This window comes from Martelella mediterranea DSM 17316, assembly GCF_002043005.1.
Taxonomy (GTDB): Bacteria; Pseudomonadota; Alphaproteobacteria; order Rhizobiales; family Rhizobiaceae; genus Martelella; species Martelella mediterranea.
This window is the reverse complement of record NZ_CP020330.1, coordinates 189,726-211,515: the sequence shown is the minus strand read 5'-3', so window position 1 is coordinate 211,515 and position 21,790 is coordinate 189,726. Positions and strand designations below refer to the sequence as shown.

Genomic DNA, 21,790 nt, shown 5'->3' with positions numbered 1-21,790 from the left:
ACCTCCTTTTCGCGACGCGCGGTCTTGTACCAAGGCACATCAAAACGCAGGATGGCGCGCGGACCGGAATCGAGAAAGAAGGAAATCGCTTAGTTGCAATTAAGGAAAGGCGAAGCCGTCAGCGGAACACCCAGTCGCGGATCAGGGCATGGTAGCGCGCGAGCTGATCGATGGCGATTGATTCATCCGGCTGGTGCCCGTCCTTCATCGTGCCCGGCCCGCAGACGACGGTCGGGATGCCGCGTTCGGCAAAGTATCCGGCCTCGGTCCCGAACGCGACGGTCGCCGGCGTCGGATCGGGCAGGGCGCTGGAAAACCGCGCCACTATGGGATCGTCCGCCAGGGCCGAGAGACCGGGATACTGGCCCGTGCGGGTGATCCGCGCGCCTTCGGGAACAACGAGGCGGGACAGGATGGCATCCGGGGTTTCGCTCGCCAGATGGCGGATTTCGAACAGAACCTCGGCATGGTCCGGCACGATGTTGAGCGCCACGCCGCCGCGCGCGATACCGGCATGGACGGTGGAAAAAGGCGGGTCGAAGGCGTCGTCGCGCGCGCCCTCCTTGGCCAGCGCGTCCTGAAGGCTTCTCAGCGCGAGAATGAATTCGGCTGCCCCATGGAGCGCATTGGTGAAATAGGGCGCCATCGCGGAATGGCCCGGCGTGCCGGCGAATTCGGCGCGGTAGCTGGCCTTGCCCTTGTGTCCCAGCACGGGGCGCATCAGCGTCGGCTCGCCGACAATGCAGAGATCCGGCCGGCCCAGCACCGGCACAACACTGTCGATCATTTCCGGAATGCCGCGACAACCCAGCTCCTCATCCCAACTGAGGCAGATCAGAACGGGTCTTGGCGGCGGCGTTTCCCGCAATGTTTCGGCCAGCGCCAGCACGCAGGCGATGAAGCCCTTCATGTCGGTCGTCCCGCGACCGACATAGCGCCCCTCCCGCTCCGCAAGCCGGAACGGCGCTTCCCTCCAGTTCTGCCCGTCAACCGGAACCACATCGGTATGGGCGGAAAACAGCGTTCCGCCATCGCCATCGCCGAACCGGGCGAGCAGGCCGGCTTTCGTGCCGTCCCGCGAGGGAATGATGGTCACGGCAAACCCCGCAGCGTCGAGCAGGTCTTTCACCCAGGCGATGAGGTCGATATTGGGCGTGCCGGCAATCGTCGGGAAGGCGACGAGCGTTTCGAGCAGCGGCTTTATTCTGTCCGGCATGGGGGGAAGTTTCTCTGAGTGTTGCGCACGCGTCCTAGCTGGCGGCGAAATGGAAAGTGTCGTCGTTCTGGATGAAATTCTTCGCGTGTTCGATGAAGGTCGAGACGGTGCGGGCGTTCGCCGCCCCCTCGGACATCAGCAGGCCCATATTGAGCGGCCGCACCGATCCCGACAGCGGCACGAAACGAAGCTTCTGGCCGTCGGGGGCGAGATTGGACAAGGGGCGGATATTGGCGACCGAATATCCGAAATTGTTGGCCACCAGCGAGCGCATCACCGCCATATCCCGGGTCCGCTCCGCGATCTCCGGACGGATGCCCAGCGACGAGAAGATCGATAGGAAATAATCAGTGCTCATCGGCAGATCGAGCAGGACCATCGGATAGCGCGCAAGGTCCACTGGCGAGACATAGGGGCGATCGGCCAGGGGGTGGCCCTCGCTGAACAGCGCGAAAGGCGAGAGTTCGACGAGAGGCACGAAGTTGAGATCCGCCGGAATGTTGAGATCGTAGGTGAGCGCGATATCCAGCCTTGCGGCGCGCAATTCGTTGAAAAGCTCGGACTGGTCCCGCTCGAACTGGCTGAAGACGACCTCTGGGAACAGATCGACAAAGCTGCGGCGCAGGCGCGGCAGCACGATCTGGGCAAAGGTCAGGAGGCAGCCAACCCTGAGGTTGCCGCGCACCGTTCCCGCCACATCGGCCGCCAGCTGGTTGAGCGCATTGGCCTTTTCCAGCGTCTCGCGCGCGGCGTTGAGGAACAGTTCGCCGGTCTGCGACAGCGACAGGCCGTGGGCATGGCGGCGGACGAACAGTTTGAGGCCGAATTCCGCTTCAAGCTGGGCGATGGCCGCGGAGATGGAGGGCGAGGAAACATTGATCTTCTGCGCGGCATGCGCAATCGAGCCGCAATCGCAAACGGCGACGAAATATTCCAGCTGTCTGAAGGTGATACGAAGTGGCACCCTGTTTCTCTGTCCTTCAAAAGCCGTACGCTTGTCAGTGCTAGTATACGGGGCTTTTGCGGGGGAGCAATCGAGCACGGGACGGGCGGCCGGGTTCCGTCATTCGTCGCCCGGCACGCCGTAGGAGGGCGCGGCCTCGGGGTTCAGGGCGCGCGTGATATAGTCGTCCGCCTGGGGCTTGTAGATCTCGAAGGCGCGGGCCAGGGCCGCGATCGGGCAGTCCGCGTCCAGCCAGTCGATGCGCAGCTCGATATAGGGCCAGCTCTGCCGGTCGACGACCAGGAGGCCGGCGGAATGGACGGGCCCGGCCTCGCCACCCACGGCAAGACCCGCCTGCATCGCGACGACCAGCCGGTCGGCGAGCGTGCCGGCGGCCGTTTCAAAGGCGGAAACCATGGAAGCTGGCACCTGGTCATTGGCCAGAAGATTGCCGCCGGCCGCGCAATCGGTTCCGGATGCGCTGGTCCAGATCCCGAGCGCCTTGGGGCCCGAATGGATCGCGCTTTGACCCTTTCCGTCGATCGCCAGAAGCTGCCGGTAGGCCGGAAAGCCATCGGCATCACGGGCGGCGGCAACGGCCTCTTCCGCGCTGGCGCCTTTCCTCATTTCGCCAAGCATGAGCGGGCCGAGCGCCGGGTTGGTGACATTCTGCGTCGAGACGGCGCCGACGCCGGCCTCGGCGAACATGCAGCGCGCGGCAACCGCCGGAGAGGACGAGGCGATGGCAACGCCGAACTGTCCGGTGTTGCGACAACGGGCGATGATTGAAAAGGTCATGTCCGGGCCTTTGCTGGTTCAGTCGGTGCTAGTTCAGTCGGGAATGACGGCGGTGCCGTCGATTTCGACGAGCCATTCCGGCCGCGCGAGGCAGGTCACGACCACGCCGGTCGAGACCGGATGAACGTCCTTGATATATTCGCCCATCGTGCGGTAGACGGCCTCACGGTGGCGCACATCGGTCAGATAGACGACGACCTTGCACAGATGCTCCATCGAGCCGCCGGCCTCCTCGATCAGCTGCCTTATATTCTGCATGACCTTGTGGGTCTGCTCGACCGGATCATGGCTTGCGATGTTTTCGGCGGTGTCGAGGTCCTGGGGGCACTGGCCGCGCAGAAACACGGTCCTTCCGCGCGCAACCACGGCCTGGCACAGGTCGTTGTCGAGCTTCTGCTCTGGATAGGTGTCCTTGGTGTTGAACTTGCGGATACGCGTATGTGCCATGGGGCTCCCTTTTGCTTGGGCCGATATCGTGACCGATGCGGTATGCTGCGATGCGGCCTATTCCGCCGCTGACCGCAAGCCGTCCGACGGCGCTTGATAATCGCGGTATTTCTGCTGGATCAGGATGTGATCGGCAACATATTTCGCATCGTGCCAGACGCCCCAGATGAAACTCGATCCGCGCCCGGACAGCCAGGGCAGGCCGAGGAAATAGAGGCCGGGTTCGTCGGAGACGCCGCGCTGGTGCACGGGTCGGCCGTGCTCGTCGCATATGTCGAGTTTCAGCCAGCTGTAGTCGGAGCGGAATCCGGTGGCCCAGATGACCGTGGTGATTCCGGCTTCTTCGAGGTCGAGGTTGGAAACGGGATTGGCGATGCAGTCGGGCGTCGGGCCGAAGACGCGCGCCTCCGGTTCTGCCGGAAGATCCAGGCCATTGCGCGCCACATAGGCGTCGGCCTCGTCGAGCAGCGACAGGTAGTAGGCATCGCCGCCGGCGATGTTATCGGCAAGGTCATGGGCGAAGCTGAGGACGCCGTTCTCGAAACTTTCGGTGCGTCCGACCAGCGTCATGCCGTTTTCCGCCAGCCTGCGGAAATCGATGGTCTCGCCGCCGCGCGCGCCGCTGACCGCGATGGTCACATGTTCCGTGCCGGGCGCCTGCGCCTGCAGGTTCCATTTGCCGAGAACCCCGAGCCACCAGACGAAATCCCGGCCGCGATAGGCGCGCGGCGGCCGGTCATGCGGGCCGACGGACAGGTAGACCTTGCGGCCGCTGCGGGCGAGTTCATCGGCGATCTGGACGCCGGACGATCCGGCGCCGACAACCAGGACGTTGCCGGCCGGCAATTGCGCGGGATTGCGGTAGTCGGACGAGTGCAGCTGGTTCACCGCCGCCGTGCCCGGGATGATCGACGGAATGGCGGGTTGCTGAAACGGGCCTGTCGCCACGACGACGTTCAAAGCTTCGAAGTCGCCCTTGTCGGTCTTCACCAGAAAGCCGCGTTCGTGGTCCTTGCGTTCGACGGAAAGAACCTCGACGCCGCACCGCACAGGCGCATTGATCTTCTCGGCATAGGCGACGAAATAGTCGGCAACGGCATCCTTGTGGATGAAGCTGTCGGGGTCGGCGCTCTCGAATTCGAGGTTCGGGAAACGGTCGTGCCAAGCCGGACCATTTGCAACGAGCGAATCCCAGCGCGCCGTTCGCCAGCGTTCGGCAACCCGGCTCCGCTCAAGCACGACATGCCCCGTTCCGTTGTTGCTCAGATGCTCGCTCGCCGCGATCCCGGCCTGACCGGCGCCGACCACGACCGTGTCGAATCTTTCCAAAGCCATACGCACTTCACCCCATTTTCACAGCGCGCGCGAACCGTCACCAGTCCTCTTTGTGCGCAGCAAAAGCCTAGGGGCATTGCCTGGTAAACAAAAATAGCAAATCCGATAGCGCTGATTAGGAGAGACCTAACCGGACGCAGATGGCGGTCTTTCGGTGATCCTGCGCATTCCTTTTTAATGGCGATAGGGACTTGGCATCTCCGATGCGCAAGGCTCGGCGCATAAGGGCGCGCCGGTTCGTATCCCCTCAAGACCTTGATACTGGCTTACGACCAGCCTCACGGAACCCCGCCACTCACGGGACGTTTCACTGCTGCCCATGGCGACACATGGCATTGGGAACGGGTAGTCATGCGATAGCGCTTACCGACGCTGCACCTGAGAGTGGTCGGCCGCGAGCCGCTCTATATTCGCTTGAACTGCGCCGGTCCGTTCATGATGAAGAGTTCGATCTCCAGCGCTTCGGCCTCGTCCGAACCGCCGGAAAACGTGGCAGCGGAGCGGGAGCCTGCGGGCGCGTTTTCGGTCTCGATATCGAACACCATCATCGCGCCGTCCCACGGCAACAGCGCAAACGCTTCCGGTTTGGGCCCGGCAAGCAAGACGAGGCTGCCGGTCTCGTCCTCGCGCACCTCCACGGTCCCGAAATAGGGATGGCTGTAGCGGCCGATGCAATAGCTTGCGAGTGGCGGCGCAGCGGCCGCTTGCGGAAACGGCATTCCGGCGGTCTCGCCGAGCGGCGTGTATAGACCGGCAAACAGCGCCTCATAGCCCGAGAACCAGTCGCGGGTCACGCTGCCGGTCTGAACCATGTCGGTAAAGCTCGCGCCGATCGCTTCGACCGCGCCCACCGGGGCGGCGTTGGAGAGGACGATGATCCCCACATCGAGCGAGGGGATCAGCGCGAAATAGGTCGCAGATCCCAGAATGAACGCGCCGGAATGGCTGAGCACCACCCGGCCGCTCGGATCTGTGCCGACGCCGAAGCCATAGCCATAAAAGCCAGCGCGTTCATCCGGGCTGTGCGGCCTGCTGGAAAAGCTCTGCGGGCTGATCGCCGGCTGCAGGGCTTCCGGCCGGATGAGGTCGCCGCCATCGGCGAGCACCATCGTCATCCATTTGGCCATGTCTTCGATCGTCGAACTGATGCCGCCCGCCGGCGACTGGGCATCCGGCTCACGCTGGTAGAGCGCGGCAAACCCGTCTGCGGTTCTGGCATGGGGCGTCGCCCGGTTCTCCCGCGCCATGAAATCGTCAAAGCGCGCGCTGGTGTCGTTCATGCCAAGCGGCTCGAACACAGCCTCCTGCACAAGATCGCTCCACGCCATGCCGGAGGCCTCGGCAACCGCTTCAGCCGCCGCTGTCAGGCCGAAATTCGTATAGGCGTAACTGGTGCGGAAGGGGGAGAGCGGCTGAAGCCGCAGCCGTTCGAGAATGGTTCGGCGGTCGAAGCCGAGGTCCTCAAGATCGTCGCCGGCATGATCCGGCAGGCCGGAGCGATGGCTGTAGAGGTCGCCGATCGTCAGCCGTTCGCTCACTGCTGGATCGGAGAGCGAGAACCATGGCAGCAGGTCCTGCATGCGGCTGTCCCAGGAGACCACGCCGCGGCTGACCTGACGGGCGACGGCCGTCGCGCCAACGGACTTGGAGAGCGAGGCGAGCTGGAACACCGTATCGGGCGTTACGGGCAGGTCGCCCTTGGCGTCGCGCATGCCGAACCCCTTGGCATAAACGGTCTTTCCGCCGCGAACCACGGCGACGGCAATGCCCGGCACGCCGCTCAGGGCCTTGATGTCTTCGACGATGCCATCAAGGGCGGCCACGGCCTTGTCGATCTGACCGGGCGGAACCGGGACGCCCGATGTGCGCGATGGCGGCAACATCTCGGCAAAGGCGGGAAACGAGAGCAAGGCGATCGAGGCAGACGCCAGCGAAACCGTGGTCAGGAAATGGCGGCGCGAAGCTTTGAACCGTGACATGGAAAACCTCTTTTCGTTGCAATAGCCGGTGCGGCCGGAATATCTCGTTGTCGAATGCTGACGCGACCAAACCCGCATCAGAGCGGCAGCCCCAGCCTGAAGAAAAGCCTCAGCCCTTCATCCTCGCCATTGTCGGGGCTGTACCACGGCACGGCCGCGATCAGCTGAAAGCTCATCTTTTCCGCGAGCATGCCGCTGACGCCGACGCCGACGGAGCCGAGCGCATCGCGCGCATAGTCGGCGCTCGCCTCTTCATTCCAGACGACGCCATAATCCGCGAACGTCGTCCAGGTCAGCCCCGGAAGCGCCGACCAGCCGGTCTCGAAATCATGGCTGAGTTCAAGGGCGGCCGCCGCGCCGCTGGCGCCGGAAAGCGTGCCGCCATCAAACGCCCAGCCATAGGGATCGCCGCCGAGCGAGAATTGCGCGGCCGCAGGCAGCGGCGTCGCGGAATACTGTCCGGCACTGCGCAACCGGATTGCGGTGTCGGCGCCAAGATCATGCGCGAGGTCGAAATTCACCCGCGCGAACCGGTAATCCTCCGGCACCTCGGGCAGGGCGGTTTCCTGTCCCAGACCCTGGCCGAATTCGGCCGTTGTGAGGAAGGCGGTGTCTCCCTTCTGCCGGTCATAGGTCAGCGACATGGCCGCCCAACGCGTCTGTTCGCGGGCCGCCCGCGCGCCCATCACATCGACGCGATCATTGCGCAGATTGACCTCCAGCCTGCCGAAAAGGCTCTGGTCAATGGTGCGGACAAAGGGATAGTCGAGCCGCGCCGTGCCGATCACGGACTCGATATCAATGTCGTCGGCCTTCAGGTCGCCGCCGGGCTTCTGGGTGATGTAGGAAAGGTCATATCCGGCGGACAGGCCGTTGTAGCCGATCGGGATATCCTGAGAGGCCTGCAGGAAGATCATCTCCTGCGGCATGTTGGGAACGGTCACGCCGACAAGGCTTGCGCTGTCGAAAAGCCCGAGCATATCGTTGACGGTGACATTGCCGGAAAGCTCCAGCGGCCCGACTTCATCGGTCCCGAGATTGTCGAGCCCGACGGCACCCGAGGCGCGGTCGAAGCCGATGTCGAGGCGCAATGTTCCGCCGCCCTTCGGGGTCTCCGGTCGTATCAGCGTGCCCTCGATATCGAGCCCGCCGAGATCGCTCATCAGCAGCAGGATGCGCTCGGCCTCCTTGATCCGGATCGGCCGCATGGCGATGATCCGGTCGATATAGGGCGCAAGCCGTTCGCGGATGCCGGGAATGGAACTGTTCACTTCCAGCGTCTCGACATAGCTTTCATAGACGCGGAGCGTGATCTTTCCGGAGGAAAAATCCTGAACCGGCACGACGGTCATGGCGAGATAGCCCGCCCTCAGATACCGGGCGTCGATCTCCGCGGCGATCCGATAGAGATCGGCAAGCGTGATGACCTTGCCCGTCATCCCCTGCCAGAGGTCGGAAAACGCCGTGCCGGGCAACGTCGCAGCGCCCTCGATCGACAGGGATTTCAGCGTGAAGCGGATCGCCTCTGCATCCTTTTCGGGGGTGCGCCGCCGCTGATCCTGAACCTTGATATCGACCGTGCCGATGCGCTGCGGCGGCGTGAACCGTTCGAGAATGGTTGTCTGGCCGGCAACCGTCTGTTCGATCCGCTCCGCGGTTTGCGCCAGCGCCGTGTCGGTCTGCGCGAAAAGGCATCCGAGGGCGAGCGGTCCACAGGCGAGAAATCCCCACCAGGAGGAAGCAGGGCGCGCGGGAGGTCCGGTTCTGCGCGATGTCTCCGCAGAGCTCGCTACAGCCTTTTGATTATCGAGCCGTGCGAGCAATTGCAGGCGCGTTATCGCCAGGAAACCGGGTTTCTCTGATAGGGCCGTTCGATGCATGGTTCCCCCCACGTGAATATTTGCACAAGGGACCCACTCTTGCATTCAGCCTGATGACGGCGGCGAGGTGCACCGGAACTGACGAGACCCTGTTTTGCCAATGCTTATCGATCAGGCGTCCGGCGTTTGGAATCCCCTGTTCAGGGGGGTATGGGCTGGCCCAGCCACAGCGCCATCAATGACGCGCGACTGGAAACGCCGTATTTGCGGTAGATCCGCTTGACGTGATCGTGGACGGTGTGCGGGCTTTGGCCGTTGTGATCGGCAATCTGTCGCTCCGACAGCCCTTGCAGCAGGTCGTGAAGCACCTTGCTCTCCATCGGCGTCAAGGCTTCGGATGCGACCCCGATCCCTTCCGACAGCATCTGCAGACGATAGAACCAGCGGATGCCGCGCAAGGCGTGCGCCACAATTTTGCGATCGCGCTCCGAAAATCGCGACTGCGAGAGCGCGCGGTGAAAGCCGATCTGGATTTCGGCGTCGGCATTGATGGGAATGCCTACCCAGATCGAATCCAGCCGGTCCAGACCGCGATAGAAGGTCTTGTAGGAATAGCTTTCAAACCACTCGGGCGTCGCAAGCTCATCCAGCATGAACACCCGGAACTGTCCGGCAAGCGCGGCATTGCGGATCGTGGTAATATCGGGTTCGCCCTTCTCCATCAGGGCAAAGGCTTCCTGGATGGTCCTTGCGGTTTCTGCGTCTGGATAAAGTGCCGACAGGCTGCGCGGCCGCCAGCCGAAAAGCGGGTCGCGATGCATGTTGTCGGCAAGTCGCACGGCGCCGATCCAGTCCGCCTGGCGTGCGTCGATCATTCCACTGACGACCGAGAGCAGGTGCACGCGCGCCTCCGGCATGCGTGATGCCTCGAAGTCCGAAAGCTCGTCCCACAGCGCATAAATCCGTTCGGTATCGATCGTTTCGTCCAGCATGAGCCCATCTGACCATTGAGGACGGCGAATCCCTCACGTTTTATATAAGCAACTATCAATATTATGGGCAAGAACGGCCAAGAAATCGTGTGAACTGGTGCGGGTTTGCCGGAGACCCCAACGCGTGAGAAGTAGGATCCATGACAAGCAAGACGACCAATAAATATTCGCCGGAAGTCCGAAGCCGTGCTGTTTTGATGGTGATGGAACACGAAGCCGAACATCCTTTGCGCTGGACCGCTCTTGAGAGTGATTGACCGCGATCCGTTCTATATCTGCTTAAACCGGGCAGGGCGGTTCTGGACGAATAGTTCGATCTCCAGCACTTCGGCCGTGTCCGAGCCGCCGTAATAGGAAAGCTCTGTAACACACGGGCGGGCGCGCCCCGAAACCCGGATCGAAACGGCTCTTTCTCAATCCCGGCCTGCGGTTGCGGAGAGGCGCCGTGATAACGGCGGCCTGATGCGACCGCGCCTGCGCCGCTTCAAACGACCCGGCTCAAAACCTCGCTTCCGGCAAAATGGGCTTTGATATTGCGGTAGACGAGGTCGCCGATATCGCCTCTGGTTTCAGCCGTCTTGCTGGCGATATGCGGCGTCAGCAGAACATTGTCCAGCTTGAGGAAGGCCTCCGGGACATGAGGTTCGTCAGCGAACACATCGAGCGCGGCCGCCTTGATCGTATTGTCGCGCAGCGCGTCAAGCAGCGCCGCTTCATCGACGACGGAAGCGCGCGCGATGTTGACGAGCATGCCTTGCGCTCCCAGCGATTTCAGCACCGCCTGATCGACAAGTCCTTTTGTGTCTGGGCCGCCGGGGCAGGTCAGAATCAGGAAATCGACCATTTCCGCCAACGCCGTGACATCGGGAATATAGCCGTAGGGCCGGTCAGGCTTCTCGGTGGGCCCGGAATAGAATATTTCCATCCCGAACGCCTCGGCGCGGCGCGCCACCCCCGAGCCGATACGGCCAAGGCCGACGATGCCAAGCTTCTTGCCGTTGACCCGGACGGAATTGGGAAAGGCTTCCCCCGGCCAGCGCCCGGCGCGCACGAACCGGTCTCCCTCGGCAATCTTGCGGGCGAGGGCGAGCAGTAGCGCCATGCCGTAATCGGCGGTGTCCTCTGTGAGCACGCCGGGGGTGTTGGTCACGGTGATGCCGCGCTTTCGGGCCGCTTCCAGATCGACGGCATCCGTGCCGACGCCGAAAACCGATATGATCTCAAGTTTCGGCAGTGCATCCATCATCGCGGCATCCGCCCCCACCATCGACCGTGTGACGAGGCCGCGGGCGTGGCTGGCGTGTTCGCGCAGAAATGCATCGCGATCCTCCGCCTCCCACAGCCTGCGGATGGCGAACGTGTCCTCAAGCTGCCGCATCAGGGCGGGCTCGACCGGATCGGTGACAATGATTTCGACGCTCATGCGGCTGCTCCCAGTTGATTGACATCGCCCCGATACCGGCCTTCCGGCAGGCCTTTCACGCCGGGACGCACCACAAACAGCGATCCGGCGAGAGGCTGGGCCTTCAGTTCATCATCGCTCAGGCGCTGCCGTGCGGTGGTGATATAAAGCTCGTCGAGTTGCGCGCCGCCGAAGGCGCAGCAACTCGGCTGGCTGACCGGCAGCTCGACGACGCGGTCGATCTTGCCGTCCGGCGTGTAGCGAACCACGCGCCCGCCGGCATATTCGGCGTTCCAAAGGCAGCCATCGGCATCCATGGCCGAGCCGTCCGGTCGCCCCGGCGCCGAGGTCCGGTCCGAGAAAAGCTGCTTGTTCGATATCCGCCCGGTCTCGATGTCATAGTCGAAGCGATGAATGGCGTGCCGGTAGGTGTCGGCGAAATACATCACCGTGTCATCCGGCGAGAAAGCGAGTGAGTTGGGAACGATGACGTCGCCTTCCATGGCCGTCAGTCGGCCGTCCGTTCCAAGCGACCAGAGCACCCCGGTCGGGTCGCGCGCCTTGTCGTTCATCGTGCCCACGATGAAACGGCCCGCCCGGTCGCATCGGCCGTCGTTGAACCGGTTGTCGGGATGATTGGGGACAGCCTCGGCAATACGGGGGCCGATCGCGCCCTCCGGCGAGAGCGCGTAGATGCCGGTGACCATGGCCGCCAGCAGCCCGCCATCCTCGCGCAGGCAGATGCTTCCGACAACTTCGGGCAGGGGATATGAGGCATGTTTTCCGCTCGCGTGATCGAGGACATGAAGCGCGGGACCGCGGGAATCCACCCAATAAAGACGTCTCGTGCGCTCGCACCAGATCGGGCACTCCCCAAGGCGGCACAGTGATTCGGTTATTCGTTCCGGTTTCAATATTCACTCCTCGGGTGGGGTTTCGGCGCTGGGCTTGGCTGGCAATTGATGCCAGATGTCGCGCGATTGAAGTTCGCTCACCACATCACCGAGCAATTGCTTGACGGCGATCAGCGAGAGCTTGTTCGCCTGTTCGGCCCGGTTGGCGAGAACCAGGCCCCATGGCACTGCCGGCTCCTTGAGCACGGCCACGTCCAGCAGGCCCTGTTCGAGGTCAGTCACCACCGAACCGAACGTCACGATCGTGTAGCCAAGCCCCTCGCGGACCATCGCCTTGATCAGCCAGAAGCCCTGGCAGCGTATGGCCTCGTTGAAGGTGATTCCGCGTTCCTGCGCGATCTGGTCGAGGCGCATGCGGACCAGATTGGGGCTGGAAGGCAGGATCAGCGGAAACGCCGCGGCTTCCTTGAAGGCGTATGACTTTTTCTTCAGCGATCCGGGCGGCCCCACCAGGCACATGTAATTGAGAAGCAGTTCCTGCGTCTCGATATCGGGCTGGGCGACCGGCGCGTGCATCAGCGCGATGTTGATTTCCTGATCGTTCAGCATGCGCAGCAGATCCGCGGAATAGCCCTCGACGATCCGGCATTTGATGTCCGGATACTCAGCACGCACCTTGGCCATGAATTTCGGAATGATGTACTCGCCCGGTGTCGGCACTGTCCCGATGGTGACGACGCCGCGCAGCGCATTGCCGACCGCGGAGGTATTCTCGCGCAGATTCTCGATATGGCGGAAAAGCGCATATGCGTTCTGGAGCAGGGTCTCCCCGGCTTCCGTCAGATCCACGCCGCGCGGGTGCCGCACGAACAGTTTCACCCCGAGATGGTCTTCCAGCGCCATGATGCGCCGGCTGATCGCGGACTGCGCGATGAGCAGCCTCTCGGCCGCACGCGAAACGCTCATCTCCTCCGCTACGACCGAGAAGTAATACAACCCGGTCGTATCGAACTGCGAGTAACCCTTCAACCGAAACTCCTCCCACGGTATTGAGGCTTGAGAGACAGCTTAGCGCCAGGTCACCTCGGAAATCCAACCGAATTATTCGATCGGAACGATGCTCTCCCAGCATATTGCAGCCGCGAACGGCCCATGCTGAAGCATCGAAATGCCGAAAAAGCATGGATGCGATTGAAACTTTGCATTGGAAATTTACCAGGATCCAGCCCTACCATTCCCGTTGTCCGCCTCGGTAACAGACAGGCCGTAAGGCTTGCGAGCAGCCGGGACGGACGATTGGGAGGAGAAACGGATGAGCGATCAGGGACCCACACTGGGCAAGATTCCCCTATCCGCGTTTGGCTGTTCCGCGTTGCCGGATTGCGACAACGACATTGTCGAAGGTCTCAGGTCACTGCCTGATCTGACCGGCATGATTTCCGATGCCATGGACCTTCTGGGCCTTGAGGGCGCCGTCAGCAGCGCCGAGCTCAGGCCAGTTCTTTCAGGCGCCCGCGTGGTTGGTCCGGCCATTACTGTGAAGAATGTTCGGCGCAGCGATAGCGTGGCGCAGGCCGTGGCGGGGGGCCGTTCTATGCTCGCCGATATCGAGGCGCACAACCTTGCCCGTCCGGGCGATGTCGTCGTTGTTCAGGCCGTCGAAGGCATTTCCAGCCTCGGCGGCATCGCAACCAGCATTGCCGCTCGCCAAGGGGAAGCCGGCATCGTTGTCGACGGGTATGTCCGCGATACCGGAGCCATTATCGACAACGCGCTGCCCGTCTGGGCGCGGGGCACCACGCCGCTTACCGGCAAGTGGCGGCTTGAGACGGTCTCCATCAACACAGAAATCGAAATCTGCGGCCGCCGGGTTGCTCCCGGCGACATCGTCGCCGCGGATGACACGGGCCTATGCTTCATTCCGCTGGCGGCAGCGGGGCAGGTGCTCGCCGTCGCCAAGGCGATCGAGGCTGACGAAGCGCATCGGCTCAAGGCAATTTATGATGGCGTGCCGATCAAGGACCTGCCCAAGGCGAACCATATCCACAAACCTGCCGCGCCGGCGGCGACGCAACAGAGGGCACCATGATCATCGATCACCGCATCTACACGCTCCCGCATGGAAAAACCGAGGAATATCTCCAGCGCTATGGTCGCGACGGATTGCCGGTTCAGCAGAAGTATCTGGATGGCTGGCTCGGTTGCTATGTCAGTGAAATCGGTCCGCTGAACCAGGTTTTGCACCTGTGGGCCTACGAGAGCATGGCCGACCGCGAGCAACGGCGCAACGCTGTCGAGAATGATCCGCAGTGGATCGATTTCAAACGCGGGAATATCGGCACTTTCGCCGCGCAGGAAACGCGCATCCTGAAGGCGGCGCCCTTTACGCCGGCGACGCTCATCAAGGGTCTTGGAGGAGAATAATTGCCTAGACTGAACTAAATCAAAATCAACTGGAGGAGGAAAGACATGCAGATTGGAAAATTCGGAAAGCTGGCCCTTGCAGCCTGTGTCGCCGGGCTCTTGGGTTCGGCTTCGGTCAAGGCCGCCGAACAGGCGTTGATCGACGCCGCCAAGAAGGAAGGGGAGGTCGTCTGGTATTCGACGCTGATCGTCGACCAGCTGGTACGCCCCGTCGCGGCGGCCTTCGAGGAAAAATACGGCATTCCCGTGCAGTTTTCGCGCACGCCCGCCGGTGAACTGGCGCTGAAGGTTCAAAACGAAATCCGCGCCAACAGCGTTCAGGTCGACGTCTTCGACGCGAACGCGGCATTCTTCCAGGTGCTTCCGCTGGATGACCTGGAAAGCTACGTGCCGGAGGCAGCCGCTGCCTATCCTGCCGATCTGAAGGATCCCGACGGGCGGTATTACAGCGTCAACGTATTCACCATGACCACCGGCATCAATACCGAGCTGGTGGCTGAGGACGAGTACCCAAAGACCTATGAGGACCTGCTGGATCCGAAATGGAAGGGCAGGATGGCCTGGACGACGGACCTGACGCCCAACGGCCCGCCCGGCTTCATCGGCAATATTCTCATGACGATGGGCGAAGAGAAGGGAATGGAGTATCTGCGCGCGCTTGCCAAGCAGGATATCGCCAAGATTCCCGCAAGCCAGCGGGTCGTGCTCGACCAGGTCATCTCCGGCGAATACGCGATCGGGTTGATGATCTTCAATCACCACGCCGTCATCTCCGCCGACAAGGGCGCGCCGGTCACCTGGCTGAAGATCGAGCCGGTCGTTTCCACGTCCAACTATGCGGGCATCATCAAGGGCGCGCCGCATCCGAACGCGGCCAAGCTGTTCCTCGATTTCCTGCTTTCGGACGAGGGCCAGAACGTGTTCCGGGACGCCAATTATCTGCCTGCAAGCCCCAACGTCCAGGCCAAGGTCCCGGACCTGAAGCCGGCCGATGGCGGCTACACGGCGACCGTCATCACCAACCAGCTCGCCCTGGAAGACCTTCCGAAGTGGAGCGCCGTCTACAAAGAACTGTTCGACTGAGAAAAGATAGCAGGATCGGCGATATGACAGTTCATGAAACCACTTCCTCCCCGGCCGGCGCGCGGGGGAGGACTGCCAAACTGACGGCCCTGTGGCGTCGAGAACCGGTGAGCTTCCTATCGCTCGTCTGGATTGTCCTTCTGGCAGTTCTCGTCATTCCGCCGATCGTCATTCTCATTCAGATGAGCTTTTCCGATTTCGCCCCGAACGGCGCTCGGGAAGGCTTCACGCTCAGCCATTACATCGCGCTCGCCGACAAGGGCTTCTTCACGGCGCTTTTGAATTCCGTGATCTTTTCGGCGCTGGCCACGCTTCTCTCGCTGCTGATCGGTGGCGTTCTGGCCTGGCTGGTGGAGCGGACGAACTCGCCATTCAAGGGACTTGCCTATCTGACCGCGGTGGTCTCGCTTGGCACGCCCTACGTGCTTTATGTCATGTCCTGGCTCTATATCCTGGGCCGGGCCGGGCCACTCAATTCGCTCTATCGTGCCGTGACCGGCGAAACCGGCGTGCTTTTCAACGTCTATTCGCTTTCCGGCATGATCCTGATCGAAGGATTCCTGTGGTCGCCGCTCGTCTTCCTGCTGATGTCCGCCACTTTCCGCATGGCAAACGCGGAAATGGAGGAAGCGGCCAGGATGAACGGCGCCTCTGTCGTCGATACGATCTGGCACGTCACGCTCAAGCTCGCCTGGCCGGCGATCCTGGCCCTCGGCCTGTTCGTCTTCATCCGCAATATCGAAAGCTTCGAAGTGCCCGCCCTGGTTGGCATTCCAGGCGAGGTCAAGGTTCTGACCACCGATATCTATCTCTCGGTGAAGGACTTTCCGCCCGACCTCGGGCATGCCGCGTCCTTTTCGGTGATCATGCTCATTCTGGTGGCGGTGCTCCTTTACTTCTATGGCCGCATCTCGCGCCATGCCGACCGCTACGCCTCGATCACCGGCAAGGGCTTCAGGCCCCGTCCGTTCGATCTGGGGCCGGGAAGGTGGATTGCCGGCGCGATCATCATCGTCGACTTCGTTCTCGTGCTCGCCCTGCCGGTTCTGGCGCTGTTGTGGATGGCGCTGACCCCGTTCGTCACGCAGATGCGCCTGAGCATGGTGCCCAATCTGACGCTGGAGAATTTCAGTGCCGTGCTGCGTTCGCCGCATTACCTCGACCTGGCGTTCAACACTCTGGTGGTGTCGGTCGCCGCGGCCACCGGCGCGATCGTGATCACCATGGTATCGGGCTGGCTGGCGGCCCGGCGCAAGCCGATGGGCGGGCTTGTCGACCAGCTCACGACCATGCCGCTGATCTTTCCCGGCATCGTGCTCGGTGTGGCGCTCCTGGAACTCTCGCTTGAATCGCCGTTTCCGCTTTACGGGACGATCTGGCTGATCGCGCTTGCCTATCTCATCCGCTACCTGCCCTACGGGATGCGCTATTCGTATTCGGGCGTGTTGCAGATCCACCGCGAGCTCGAGGAAGCCAGCAATGTCGCCGGCGCGTCGATTTTCCAGTCGCTACGGATGATCGTCGCTCCTCTGCTCTCCCCCGCGCTGATGGCCGGATGGCTTTTCATCTTTCTCATTGCATCGCGGGAACTGTCGATCGCGGTTTTGCTCGCCGGGCCGCGCTCTCAGGTGATCGCGGTATCCATGCTCGATCTCTGGCAGAACGGCCAGGCCGGCGAATTGAGCGCACTCGGCCTTCTGTGGACACTGCTGATGGTGCTGGTCGCAAGTGCATTCCGCTTTGTTGAAAAACGCCAGTCGGCGAGTGCCTTTGGAGGAAAACCATGAACAACCAGACTGGGGTGACCGTCGAGGGGCTTCGCAAGATCTACCCTTCATCCGCCGGCGTTGCCGGTGGCATCCATGAGGCTGATTTCCATCTGCCGCCCGGCACCTTCTTCACGCTGCTTGGCCCTTCCGGTTGCGGCAAGACCACGACCTTGCGCTGCATTGCCGGGCTCGAACATCCCGACAGTGGAAGGGTTCAGGTCGATGACCGGGTTTTCTTCGACCAGCGGAAAGGCATCTGGGTGCCGCTCAACCGGCGCAATATCGGCATGGTGTTCCAGTCCTATGCGATCTGGCCGCATATGAGTGTTTTCGAAAATGTCTCGTTTCCGCTCAGAGTCGCCAAGGATCGGTCCTACAGCCGCGAAGAGATTTCCAGCATGACCATGAAGGCGCTTTCCACGGTCGCTCTGGAAAGTTTCGCCGAACGCTCCGCCACCCAGCTTTCAGGCGGCCAGCAGCAGCGCGTCGCGCTTGCCAGGGCGATCGTGCGTGAGCCCAGCCTGCTTTTGCTGGACGAGCCCCTTTCAAACCTCGATGCGGCGCTGCGCGACAATATGCGCACCGAGCTCAAGCGGCTGCAGCGCCAGCTCGGCATCACGACGATCTACGTGACGCATGACCAGGCGGAGGCGCTCGACATGTCGGACAAGATCGCTGTCATCAATCAGGGCCGCGTTGTTCAGCTCGATACGCCGGAGGCGATCTACTTCAGGCCGGAGAATGCCTTCGTTGCCGACTTCGTCGGCACCACGAACCTGCTGTCGGGCAAGGTCGCGAAAGCCTGCCCCAAGGGCGGTTCGGCGAAGGTCCGGCTCGCGAACGGACAGATCATCGATTGCACGTCGCTGCGCGATGTGGCCGAGGGCGATGCGGCAACGATATCGGTGCGGCCGGAGTCGATCGTGGTTGTCGACGGAAGCGGCGGTGATCCGGGCAACAGGATCAATGCCCAGGTAAAACTGCGCGGTTTCGTCGGCAACCTTGCCCGCTACGAACTGACGGCCGACGACATGAAATTCTCGGTCAACACCAATCCCAAGGTGCAGCTCAGACCCGGCGACAATGTCGTGCTCGGCTTCTCGCCGGATGATGCGATCGTTCTTGCGGACAATTAGCGGGTTGCCCGGGCGGGCCCATGCCCCTCCATGGAAAGGAAAAATGATGAACTACGGCGACGAACGGCCGGAACTCCTCAAATATGATCCCTTCAAGGCGATCATTGCGCCGCGGCCGATCGGCTGGATCGGAACGCTGAACGCCGATGGCGTGCCCAATCTGGGCCCCTATTCCTTTTTCAACGGAATAGGGTCGAGGCCCAACCAATTGTTCTTCTCCAGCGAGGGCGAGAAACATTCCTACCTCAACGCCAAGGCGCGCGGCGAATTCACCGTTTCGCTGGCGACCGAGGCCTTGAAGGATGAGATGAACATCAGCTCCGCCCATGTCGAGGATGGCGTCAGCGAATTCGAGCTGGCCGGTCTGGAACTGGGAAAACCCGTTGAAATCGCAACGCCCTTTGTCGCGGCGAGCCCCGCGGCATTCGAATGCGTCGTCATCGACACGATGCAGATGAAGGACCGTTTCGGCAACCTTACAGATCGTTACCTCACCTTCGGCGAGGTGGTGCGCACCCATATCGCCGACGACTACATCAGCAACGGCCGCTTCGACAGCGCCCGCGCCAGGCCGATCGCGCGGCTGGGCTATCGCGACTACGCCACCGTGGAAAGCGTATGGCAACTCAAGCGTCCGCAGGAGAAATGATGAACTTGTTGTTGTCGCGCGCCGGCGGCCGCTCGCTGGCCGTCCGCAGTTTCGGGGAGCCGCCGGGCGATGTCTGAAGCCATTGTCATATGCGAGTGTTTTGCCCGCGACGGATTGCAGCACGAGAAGCGCGTTCCCGATACGGCCGGCAAGCTGCGTCTTCTGGCGCTTTTCGGCGAGGCGGGGTTTCGCCGGATCGAGGCGACGAGCTATTCCCATCCGCGCCACGTGCCCGCGTTTTCGGATGCATCCGAGCTGCTGGCCGGGCTCGGCAAGGCGCCGGGCGCTGCCTACAAGGCGACCTGCCCGAACCCCAGGGCCGTCGAAAGAGCCATTGCCGATCTCGAAGCGGGCCACGGCGCGGACGAACTCAGTTTCCTGATCTCGGCCACCGAATCCCACAACCAGCGCAACCTGCGCTCAAGCAGGGCCGAGCAATGGGAACGGATCGGCGAGATGGCGCGGCTCGCCGCCGGGAAATTCAGGATGGTCGGGGTTGTTTCGATGGCGCTCGGCTGCCCGTTCGAGGGCGAGGTCGACCCGGGCAGCGTGGTTGAGGATGTCGCCCGTTTTGCGGACCTCGGGATCGGGCTGGCAACCATAGGCGACACCATAGGCAGCGGCACGCCGCGGACCGTTCGCGGCCTCTTTCGCCGCCTGCTCGACGAGGTGCCGGTCGTCATTCCGGTCGCGCATTTTCACGACACGAGAGGAACCGGGATTGCCAATTGCATAGCCGCGCTGGAAGCCGGGGCGACGCATTTCGACAGCGCCATGGGCGGCGTCGGCGGGCATCCGACGCGCATCAGCTATGGCAGCGGAGACACGGGAAACGTCGCGACAGAGGATATCGTCACCCTCTTCGAAGCCGAAGGCCTGTCGCATGGCATCGATCTCGACGCGATGATGCGCGCCTCGCGCGCCTGCGAGGAAGCGCTCGGCCGAAACCTACTGTCACGCGTCGCCCGCACCGGATTGTGGCGACAGGAACAATCAAGAGAACACGGGGAGGCGTGAATGACTGAAGACAACGTGGTGCTGATCGAAGACCGGGACGCCGTGCGGATCATCACGATGAACCGCCCGGACAAGCTCAACGCGCTGAACACCGCGCTCACGCAAGGCGTTCTGGACGCATTGGAGGAAGCCGATGCCGCCGGGCATATTCGTGCGATCGTGCTTACCGGCGCCGGCCGCGGTTTCTGCGCCGGCGCTGACCTGTCCGAGTTCAAGGATCTGACGCCCGCCCAGGCGGACGCCGTGGAAATCCGCGCCGATCTGACCTGCCGACTGCAGATGGCGGCGCAGAAGATCGGTAAGCCCGTCGTGGCCGCCGTCAAGGGGCCGGCCGTCGGCGGCGGCGCGGGGCTCGCGCTCGGCTGCGACATGGTTGTCGCCGCCGCTTCGATGAAATTCGGCTATCCCGAGCTCAAGCACTCGATCGTTCCCGCATTGGTCATGACCGGCCTGGTTCGCGCGCTCGGCCGCAAGCAGGCTTTCGAGCTCGTCTCGCTCGGTCGCCTTCTTAATGGCGAGGAGGCGTTCAGCATGGGCCTTGTCAATCGCGTGGTCGACGGCGACCCGCTGCCGGCCGCAATCGAGATTGCCGAGCGTTGGGCTGCGGTCGAGCCGCGGGCGATGCGCGCCTCCAAGAGCCTGCTCTACCGCGTCGCCGAACTGCCGGGCGATGCCGCGATGCTCGCGGGCCGCGACGTCAACCAGTTGATGCGTTCATTCCGGGAACCGAAGGCATGAGGCCGCTTGAGGGGATCAGGGTCGTCGACTTCTCGCGCGTGCTGGCGGGGCCGTTCGCCACGCAGATTCTTGCGGAAATGGGGGCGAGCGTCACCAAGGTGGAGCGTCCGGGCGATGGCGACGAGAGCCGGACCTTCGAGCCGGTCTTCGACAACGGGATGAGCGCCTATTACGCCGCCTTCAACCGCTCCAAACGCTCGATCGCCGTCGACCTGAAGAGCGCGGCGGGGCGTCAACTGGCCTTCGATCTCGCCGCCAAGGCCGATGTGCTGGTCGAAAATTTCCTGCCCGGCGCGATGGACCGGATGGGGCTCGGCTACGAGGCGCTTTCCGGCGCCAATCCGAACCTCGTCTATGTTTCCAATACCGGCTTCGGGCAAACGGGTCCCTATCGCGATCGCAAGGGCTACGACACGATCTTTCAGGCGCTCTCCGGCGTGATCGACCTGACGGGCTTTCCGGATGGGCCGCCCGCAAAGGTCGGGGTGCCGTTCGCCGACCTGACCTCGGGACTGTGGATCGCCATTTCCGCCTTGACGGGATTGCTCGGCCGCACCACCACCGGCAAGGGCTGCCATGTCGATCTTGCGATGATGGATGTGCAGGTCAGCCTGCTGTCATTGCCCGCCGCCCGCTATTTCGCGCTGGGCGAAACGGCGCGGCGCACGGGAACGGAACATCTCGGCCGCGTGCCGTCTGCGGCCTTTCAGTGCCGCGGGGGCGAATGGCTGTTCGTGTCGGCGTCGGACCAGCACTGGCCGATGTTGTGCGCGACCCTCGGACTTGACGCCATGGCCGCCGACGAAAGCCTTGCGCGAAACCTCGATCGCGTCAATCGCCGCGACGAGGTCAACGCTGCGCTGAAGACGGCCATTGCCGGACGGGAGCGCGCCGAGCTTGCTGATGCGCTGCGCGCTGCCGGCGTGCCGGCCGGTGAGGTCAGTACCGTGCCCGAAATTCTTGACGACCCGCACACCAATGCGCGCGGCATGGTCGGCGGCTTCGATGCCGATGGTTATCGCTCGATGCGCGGCGTGAAGACGCCGGCCCGGTTCTCCGGCTACGAGCCGCATCGCTTCGAGGCGCCTCCGGGGCTCGGCGCCGATACGCGCCGCGTTCTGGCGGAGGACATCGGCCTGAGCGGTGAGCAGATCGAAAAACTCTTCGAAAAGGGAATAGTCGCATGAC

20 protein-coding genes are annotated in these 21,790 nt (G+C 62.8%); 9 read left to right on the top strand and 11 right to left on the bottom strand.

Features of this window, described 5'->3' with window-relative positions:
• Positions 1-118: 118 nt before the first annotated feature.
• From argE to Mame_RS00970, 11 genes are all read right to left on the bottom strand, one after another.
• Positions 119-1,216 (bottom strand): acetylornithine deacetylase, encoded by a 1,098-nt coding sequence (argE, locus tag Mame_RS01020; protein ID WP_018063362.1) that lies wholly within the window; start codon positions 1,214-1,216, stop codon positions 119-121.
• Between the two features lie 34 nt (positions 1,217-1,250).
• On the bottom strand, positions 1,251-2,180 hold the full coding sequence (locus tag Mame_RS01015) for a LysR substrate-binding domain-containing protein (protein ID WP_018063363.1): 930 nt from the start codon (positions 2,178-2,180) through the stop codon (positions 1,251-1,253).
• A gap of 99 nt (positions 2,181-2,279) precedes the next feature.
• Positions 2,280-2,957: a DUF1028 domain-containing protein gene (locus Mame_RS01010; RefSeq protein WP_018063364.1), complete on the bottom strand. Its 678-nt coding sequence runs from the start codon at positions 2,955-2,957 to the stop codon at positions 2,280-2,282.
• Between the two features lie 33 nt (positions 2,958-2,990).
• Positions 2,991-3,404, bottom strand: a complete 414-nt coding sequence (locus tag Mame_RS01005) for a RidA family protein (protein ID WP_018063365.1) — start codon at positions 3,402-3,404, stop codon at positions 2,991-2,993.
• 57 nt (positions 3,405-3,461) lie between these two features.
• Positions 3,462-4,739 carry a flavin-containing monooxygenase gene (locus Mame_RS01000; protein WP_018063366.1) on the bottom strand — a complete coding sequence of 426 codons (1,278 nt, stop codon included), beginning with the start codon at positions 4,737-4,739 and terminating at the stop codon, positions 3,462-3,464.
• 404 nt (positions 4,740-5,143) lie between these two features.
• Positions 5,144-6,718 (bottom strand): serine hydrolase domain-containing protein, encoded by a 1,575-nt coding sequence (locus Mame_RS00995; protein ID WP_033409580.1) that lies wholly within the window; start codon positions 6,716-6,718, stop codon positions 5,144-5,146.
• Positions 6,719-6,795: 77 nt separating this feature from the next.
• Positions 6,796-8,598: a ShlB/FhaC/HecB family hemolysin secretion/activation protein gene (locus Mame_RS00990; protein WP_162141075.1), complete on the bottom strand. Its 1,803-nt coding sequence runs from the start codon at positions 8,596-8,598 to the stop codon at positions 6,796-6,798.
• 140 nt (positions 8,599-8,738) lie between these two features.
• Positions 8,739-9,530 carry a response regulator transcription factor gene (locus Mame_RS00985; protein ID WP_018063369.1) on the bottom strand — a complete coding sequence of 264 codons (792 nt, stop codon included), beginning with the start codon at positions 9,528-9,530 and terminating at the stop codon, positions 8,739-8,741.
• Positions 9,531-10,014: 484 nt separating this feature from the next.
• Positions 10,015-10,953 carry a 2-hydroxyacid dehydrogenase gene (locus Mame_RS00980; protein ID WP_018063370.1) on the bottom strand — a complete coding sequence of 313 codons (939 nt, stop codon included), beginning with the start codon at positions 10,951-10,953 and terminating at the stop codon, positions 10,015-10,017.
• Entirely contained in the window at positions 10,950-11,762 is an 813-nt protein-coding gene (locus Mame_RS00975; protein WP_018063371.1) for an SMP-30/gluconolactonase/LRE family protein, read from the bottom strand. Before Mame_RS00975 ends, Mame_RS00980 begins: the two co-directional genes overlap by 4 nt.
• Positions 11,763-11,849: 87 nt before the next feature.
• On the bottom strand, positions 11,850-12,815 hold the full coding sequence (locus Mame_RS00970; RefSeq protein ID WP_018063372.1) for a LysR family transcriptional regulator: 966 nt from the start codon (positions 12,813-12,815) through the stop codon (positions 11,850-11,852).
• Between the two features lie 283 nt (positions 12,816-13,098).
• On the opposite strand from Mame_RS00970, the gene Mame_RS00965 reads away from it, so the two are divergent.
• From Mame_RS00965 to Mame_RS00925, 9 genes are all read left to right on the top strand, one after another.
• A complete protein-coding gene (locus Mame_RS00965; RefSeq protein ID WP_018063373.1) occupies positions 13,099-13,875 on the top strand; it encodes an RraA family protein in 777 nt (258 codons plus the stop codon).
• Positions 13,872-14,210, top strand: a complete 339-nt coding sequence (locus Mame_RS00960) for an NIPSNAP family protein (protein WP_018063374.1) — start codon at positions 13,872-13,874, stop codon at positions 14,208-14,210. The genes Mame_RS00965 and Mame_RS00960 overlap by 4 nt, the downstream gene beginning before the upstream one ends.
• Before the next feature lie 45 nt (positions 14,211-14,255).
• The gene (locus Mame_RS00955) at positions 14,256-15,293 is read left to right on the top strand and encodes an ABC transporter substrate-binding protein (RefSeq protein WP_018063375.1); all 1,038 of its coding nucleotides are present in this window, start codon (positions 14,256-14,258) and stop codon (positions 15,291-15,293) included.
• Between the two features lie 107 nt (positions 15,294-15,400).
• Positions 15,401-17,080 carry an ABC transporter permease gene (locus tag Mame_RS00950; RefSeq protein ID WP_018063376.1) on the top strand — a complete coding sequence of 560 codons (1,680 nt, stop codon included), beginning with the start codon at positions 15,401-15,403 and terminating at the stop codon, positions 17,078-17,080.
• On the top strand, positions 17,077-18,198 hold the full coding sequence (locus Mame_RS00945) for an ABC transporter ATP-binding protein (RefSeq protein ID WP_018063377.1): 1,122 nt from the start codon (positions 17,077-17,079) through the stop codon (positions 18,196-18,198). Before Mame_RS00950 ends, Mame_RS00945 begins: the two co-directional genes overlap by 4 nt.
• 43 nt (positions 18,199-18,241) lie before the next feature.
• Entirely contained in the window at positions 18,242-18,847 is a 606-nt protein-coding gene (locus tag Mame_RS00940; RefSeq protein WP_018063378.1) for a flavin reductase family protein, read from the top strand.
• A gap of 69 nt (positions 18,848-18,916) precedes the next feature.
• Entirely contained in the window at positions 18,917-19,864 is a 948-nt protein-coding gene (locus Mame_RS00935) for a hydroxymethylglutaryl-CoA lyase (RefSeq protein ID WP_026173235.1), read from the top strand.
• On the top strand, positions 19,865-20,602 hold the full coding sequence (locus Mame_RS00930; protein WP_018063380.1) for an enoyl-CoA hydratase/isomerase family protein: 738 nt from the start codon (positions 19,865-19,867) through the stop codon (positions 20,600-20,602).
• Positions 20,599-21,789: a CaiB/BaiF CoA transferase family protein gene (locus Mame_RS00925; RefSeq protein ID WP_018063381.1), complete on the top strand. Its 1,191-nt coding sequence runs from the start codon at positions 20,599-20,601 to the stop codon at positions 21,787-21,789. Before Mame_RS00930 ends, Mame_RS00925 begins: the two co-directional genes overlap by 4 nt.
• The last annotated feature ends 1 nt before the right edge of the window (position 21,790 follow it).

What these genes read in the sequence shown, in the direction of transcription:
- Mame_RS00945 (WP_018063377.1), top strand. Translation starts at nt 17,077, where the DNA reads ATGAACAACCAGACTGGGGTGACCGTCGAGGGGCTTCGCAAGATCTAC.
- Mame_RS00960 (WP_018063374.1), top strand. Translation starts at nt 13,872, where the DNA reads ATGATCATCGATCACCGCATCTACACGCTCCCGCATGGAAAAACCGAG.
- Mame_RS01010 (WP_018063364.1), bottom strand. Translation starts at nt 2,957, where the DNA reads ATGACCTTTTCAATCATCGCCCGTTGTCGCAACACCGGACAGTTCGGC.
- Mame_RS01000 (WP_018063366.1), bottom strand. Translation starts at nt 4,739, where the DNA reads ATGGCTTTGGAAAGATTCGACACGGTCGTGGTCGGCGCCGGTCAGGCC.
- Mame_RS00930 (WP_018063380.1), top strand. Translation starts at nt 19,865, where the DNA reads ATGACTGAAGACAACGTGGTGCTGATCGAAGACCGGGACGCCGTGCGG.
- Mame_RS00980 (WP_018063370.1), bottom strand. Translation starts at nt 10,953, where the DNA reads ATGAGCGTCGAAATCATTGTCACCGATCCGGTCGAGCCCGCCCTGATG.
- argE (WP_018063362.1), bottom strand. Translation starts at nt 1,216, where the DNA reads ATGCCGGACAGAATAAAGCCGCTGCTCGAAACGCTCGTCGCCTTCCCG.
- Mame_RS00955 (WP_018063375.1), top strand. Translation starts at nt 14,256, where the DNA reads ATGCAGATTGGAAAATTCGGAAAGCTGGCCCTTGCAGCCTGTGTCGCC.
- Mame_RS00940 (WP_018063378.1), top strand. Translation starts at nt 18,242, where the DNA reads ATGATGAACTACGGCGACGAACGGCCGGAACTCCTCAAATATGATCCC.
- Mame_RS00985 (WP_018063369.1), bottom strand. Translation starts at nt 9,530, where the DNA reads ATGCTGGACGAAACGATCGATACCGAACGGATTTATGCGCTGTGGGAC.
- Mame_RS00935 (WP_026173235.1), top strand. Translation starts at nt 18,917, where the DNA reads ATGTCTGAAGCCATTGTCATATGCGAGTGTTTTGCCCGCGACGGATTG.
- Mame_RS00965 (WP_018063373.1), top strand. Translation starts at nt 13,099, where the DNA reads ATGAGCGATCAGGGACCCACACTGGGCAAGATTCCCCTATCCGCGTTT.
- Mame_RS00995 (WP_033409580.1), bottom strand. Translation starts at nt 6,718, where the DNA reads ATGTCACGGTTCAAAGCTTCGCGCCGCCATTTCCTGACCACGGTTTCG.
- Mame_RS00925 (WP_018063381.1), top strand. Translation starts at nt 20,599, where the DNA reads ATGAGGCCGCTTGAGGGGATCAGGGTCGTCGACTTCTCGCGCGTGCTG.
- Mame_RS00990 (WP_162141075.1), bottom strand. Translation starts at nt 8,598, where the DNA reads ATGCATCGAACGGCCCTATCAGAGAAACCCGGTTTCCTGGCGATAACG.
- Mame_RS01005 (WP_018063365.1), bottom strand. Translation starts at nt 3,404, where the DNA reads ATGGCACATACGCGTATCCGCAAGTTCAACACCAAGGACACCTATCCA.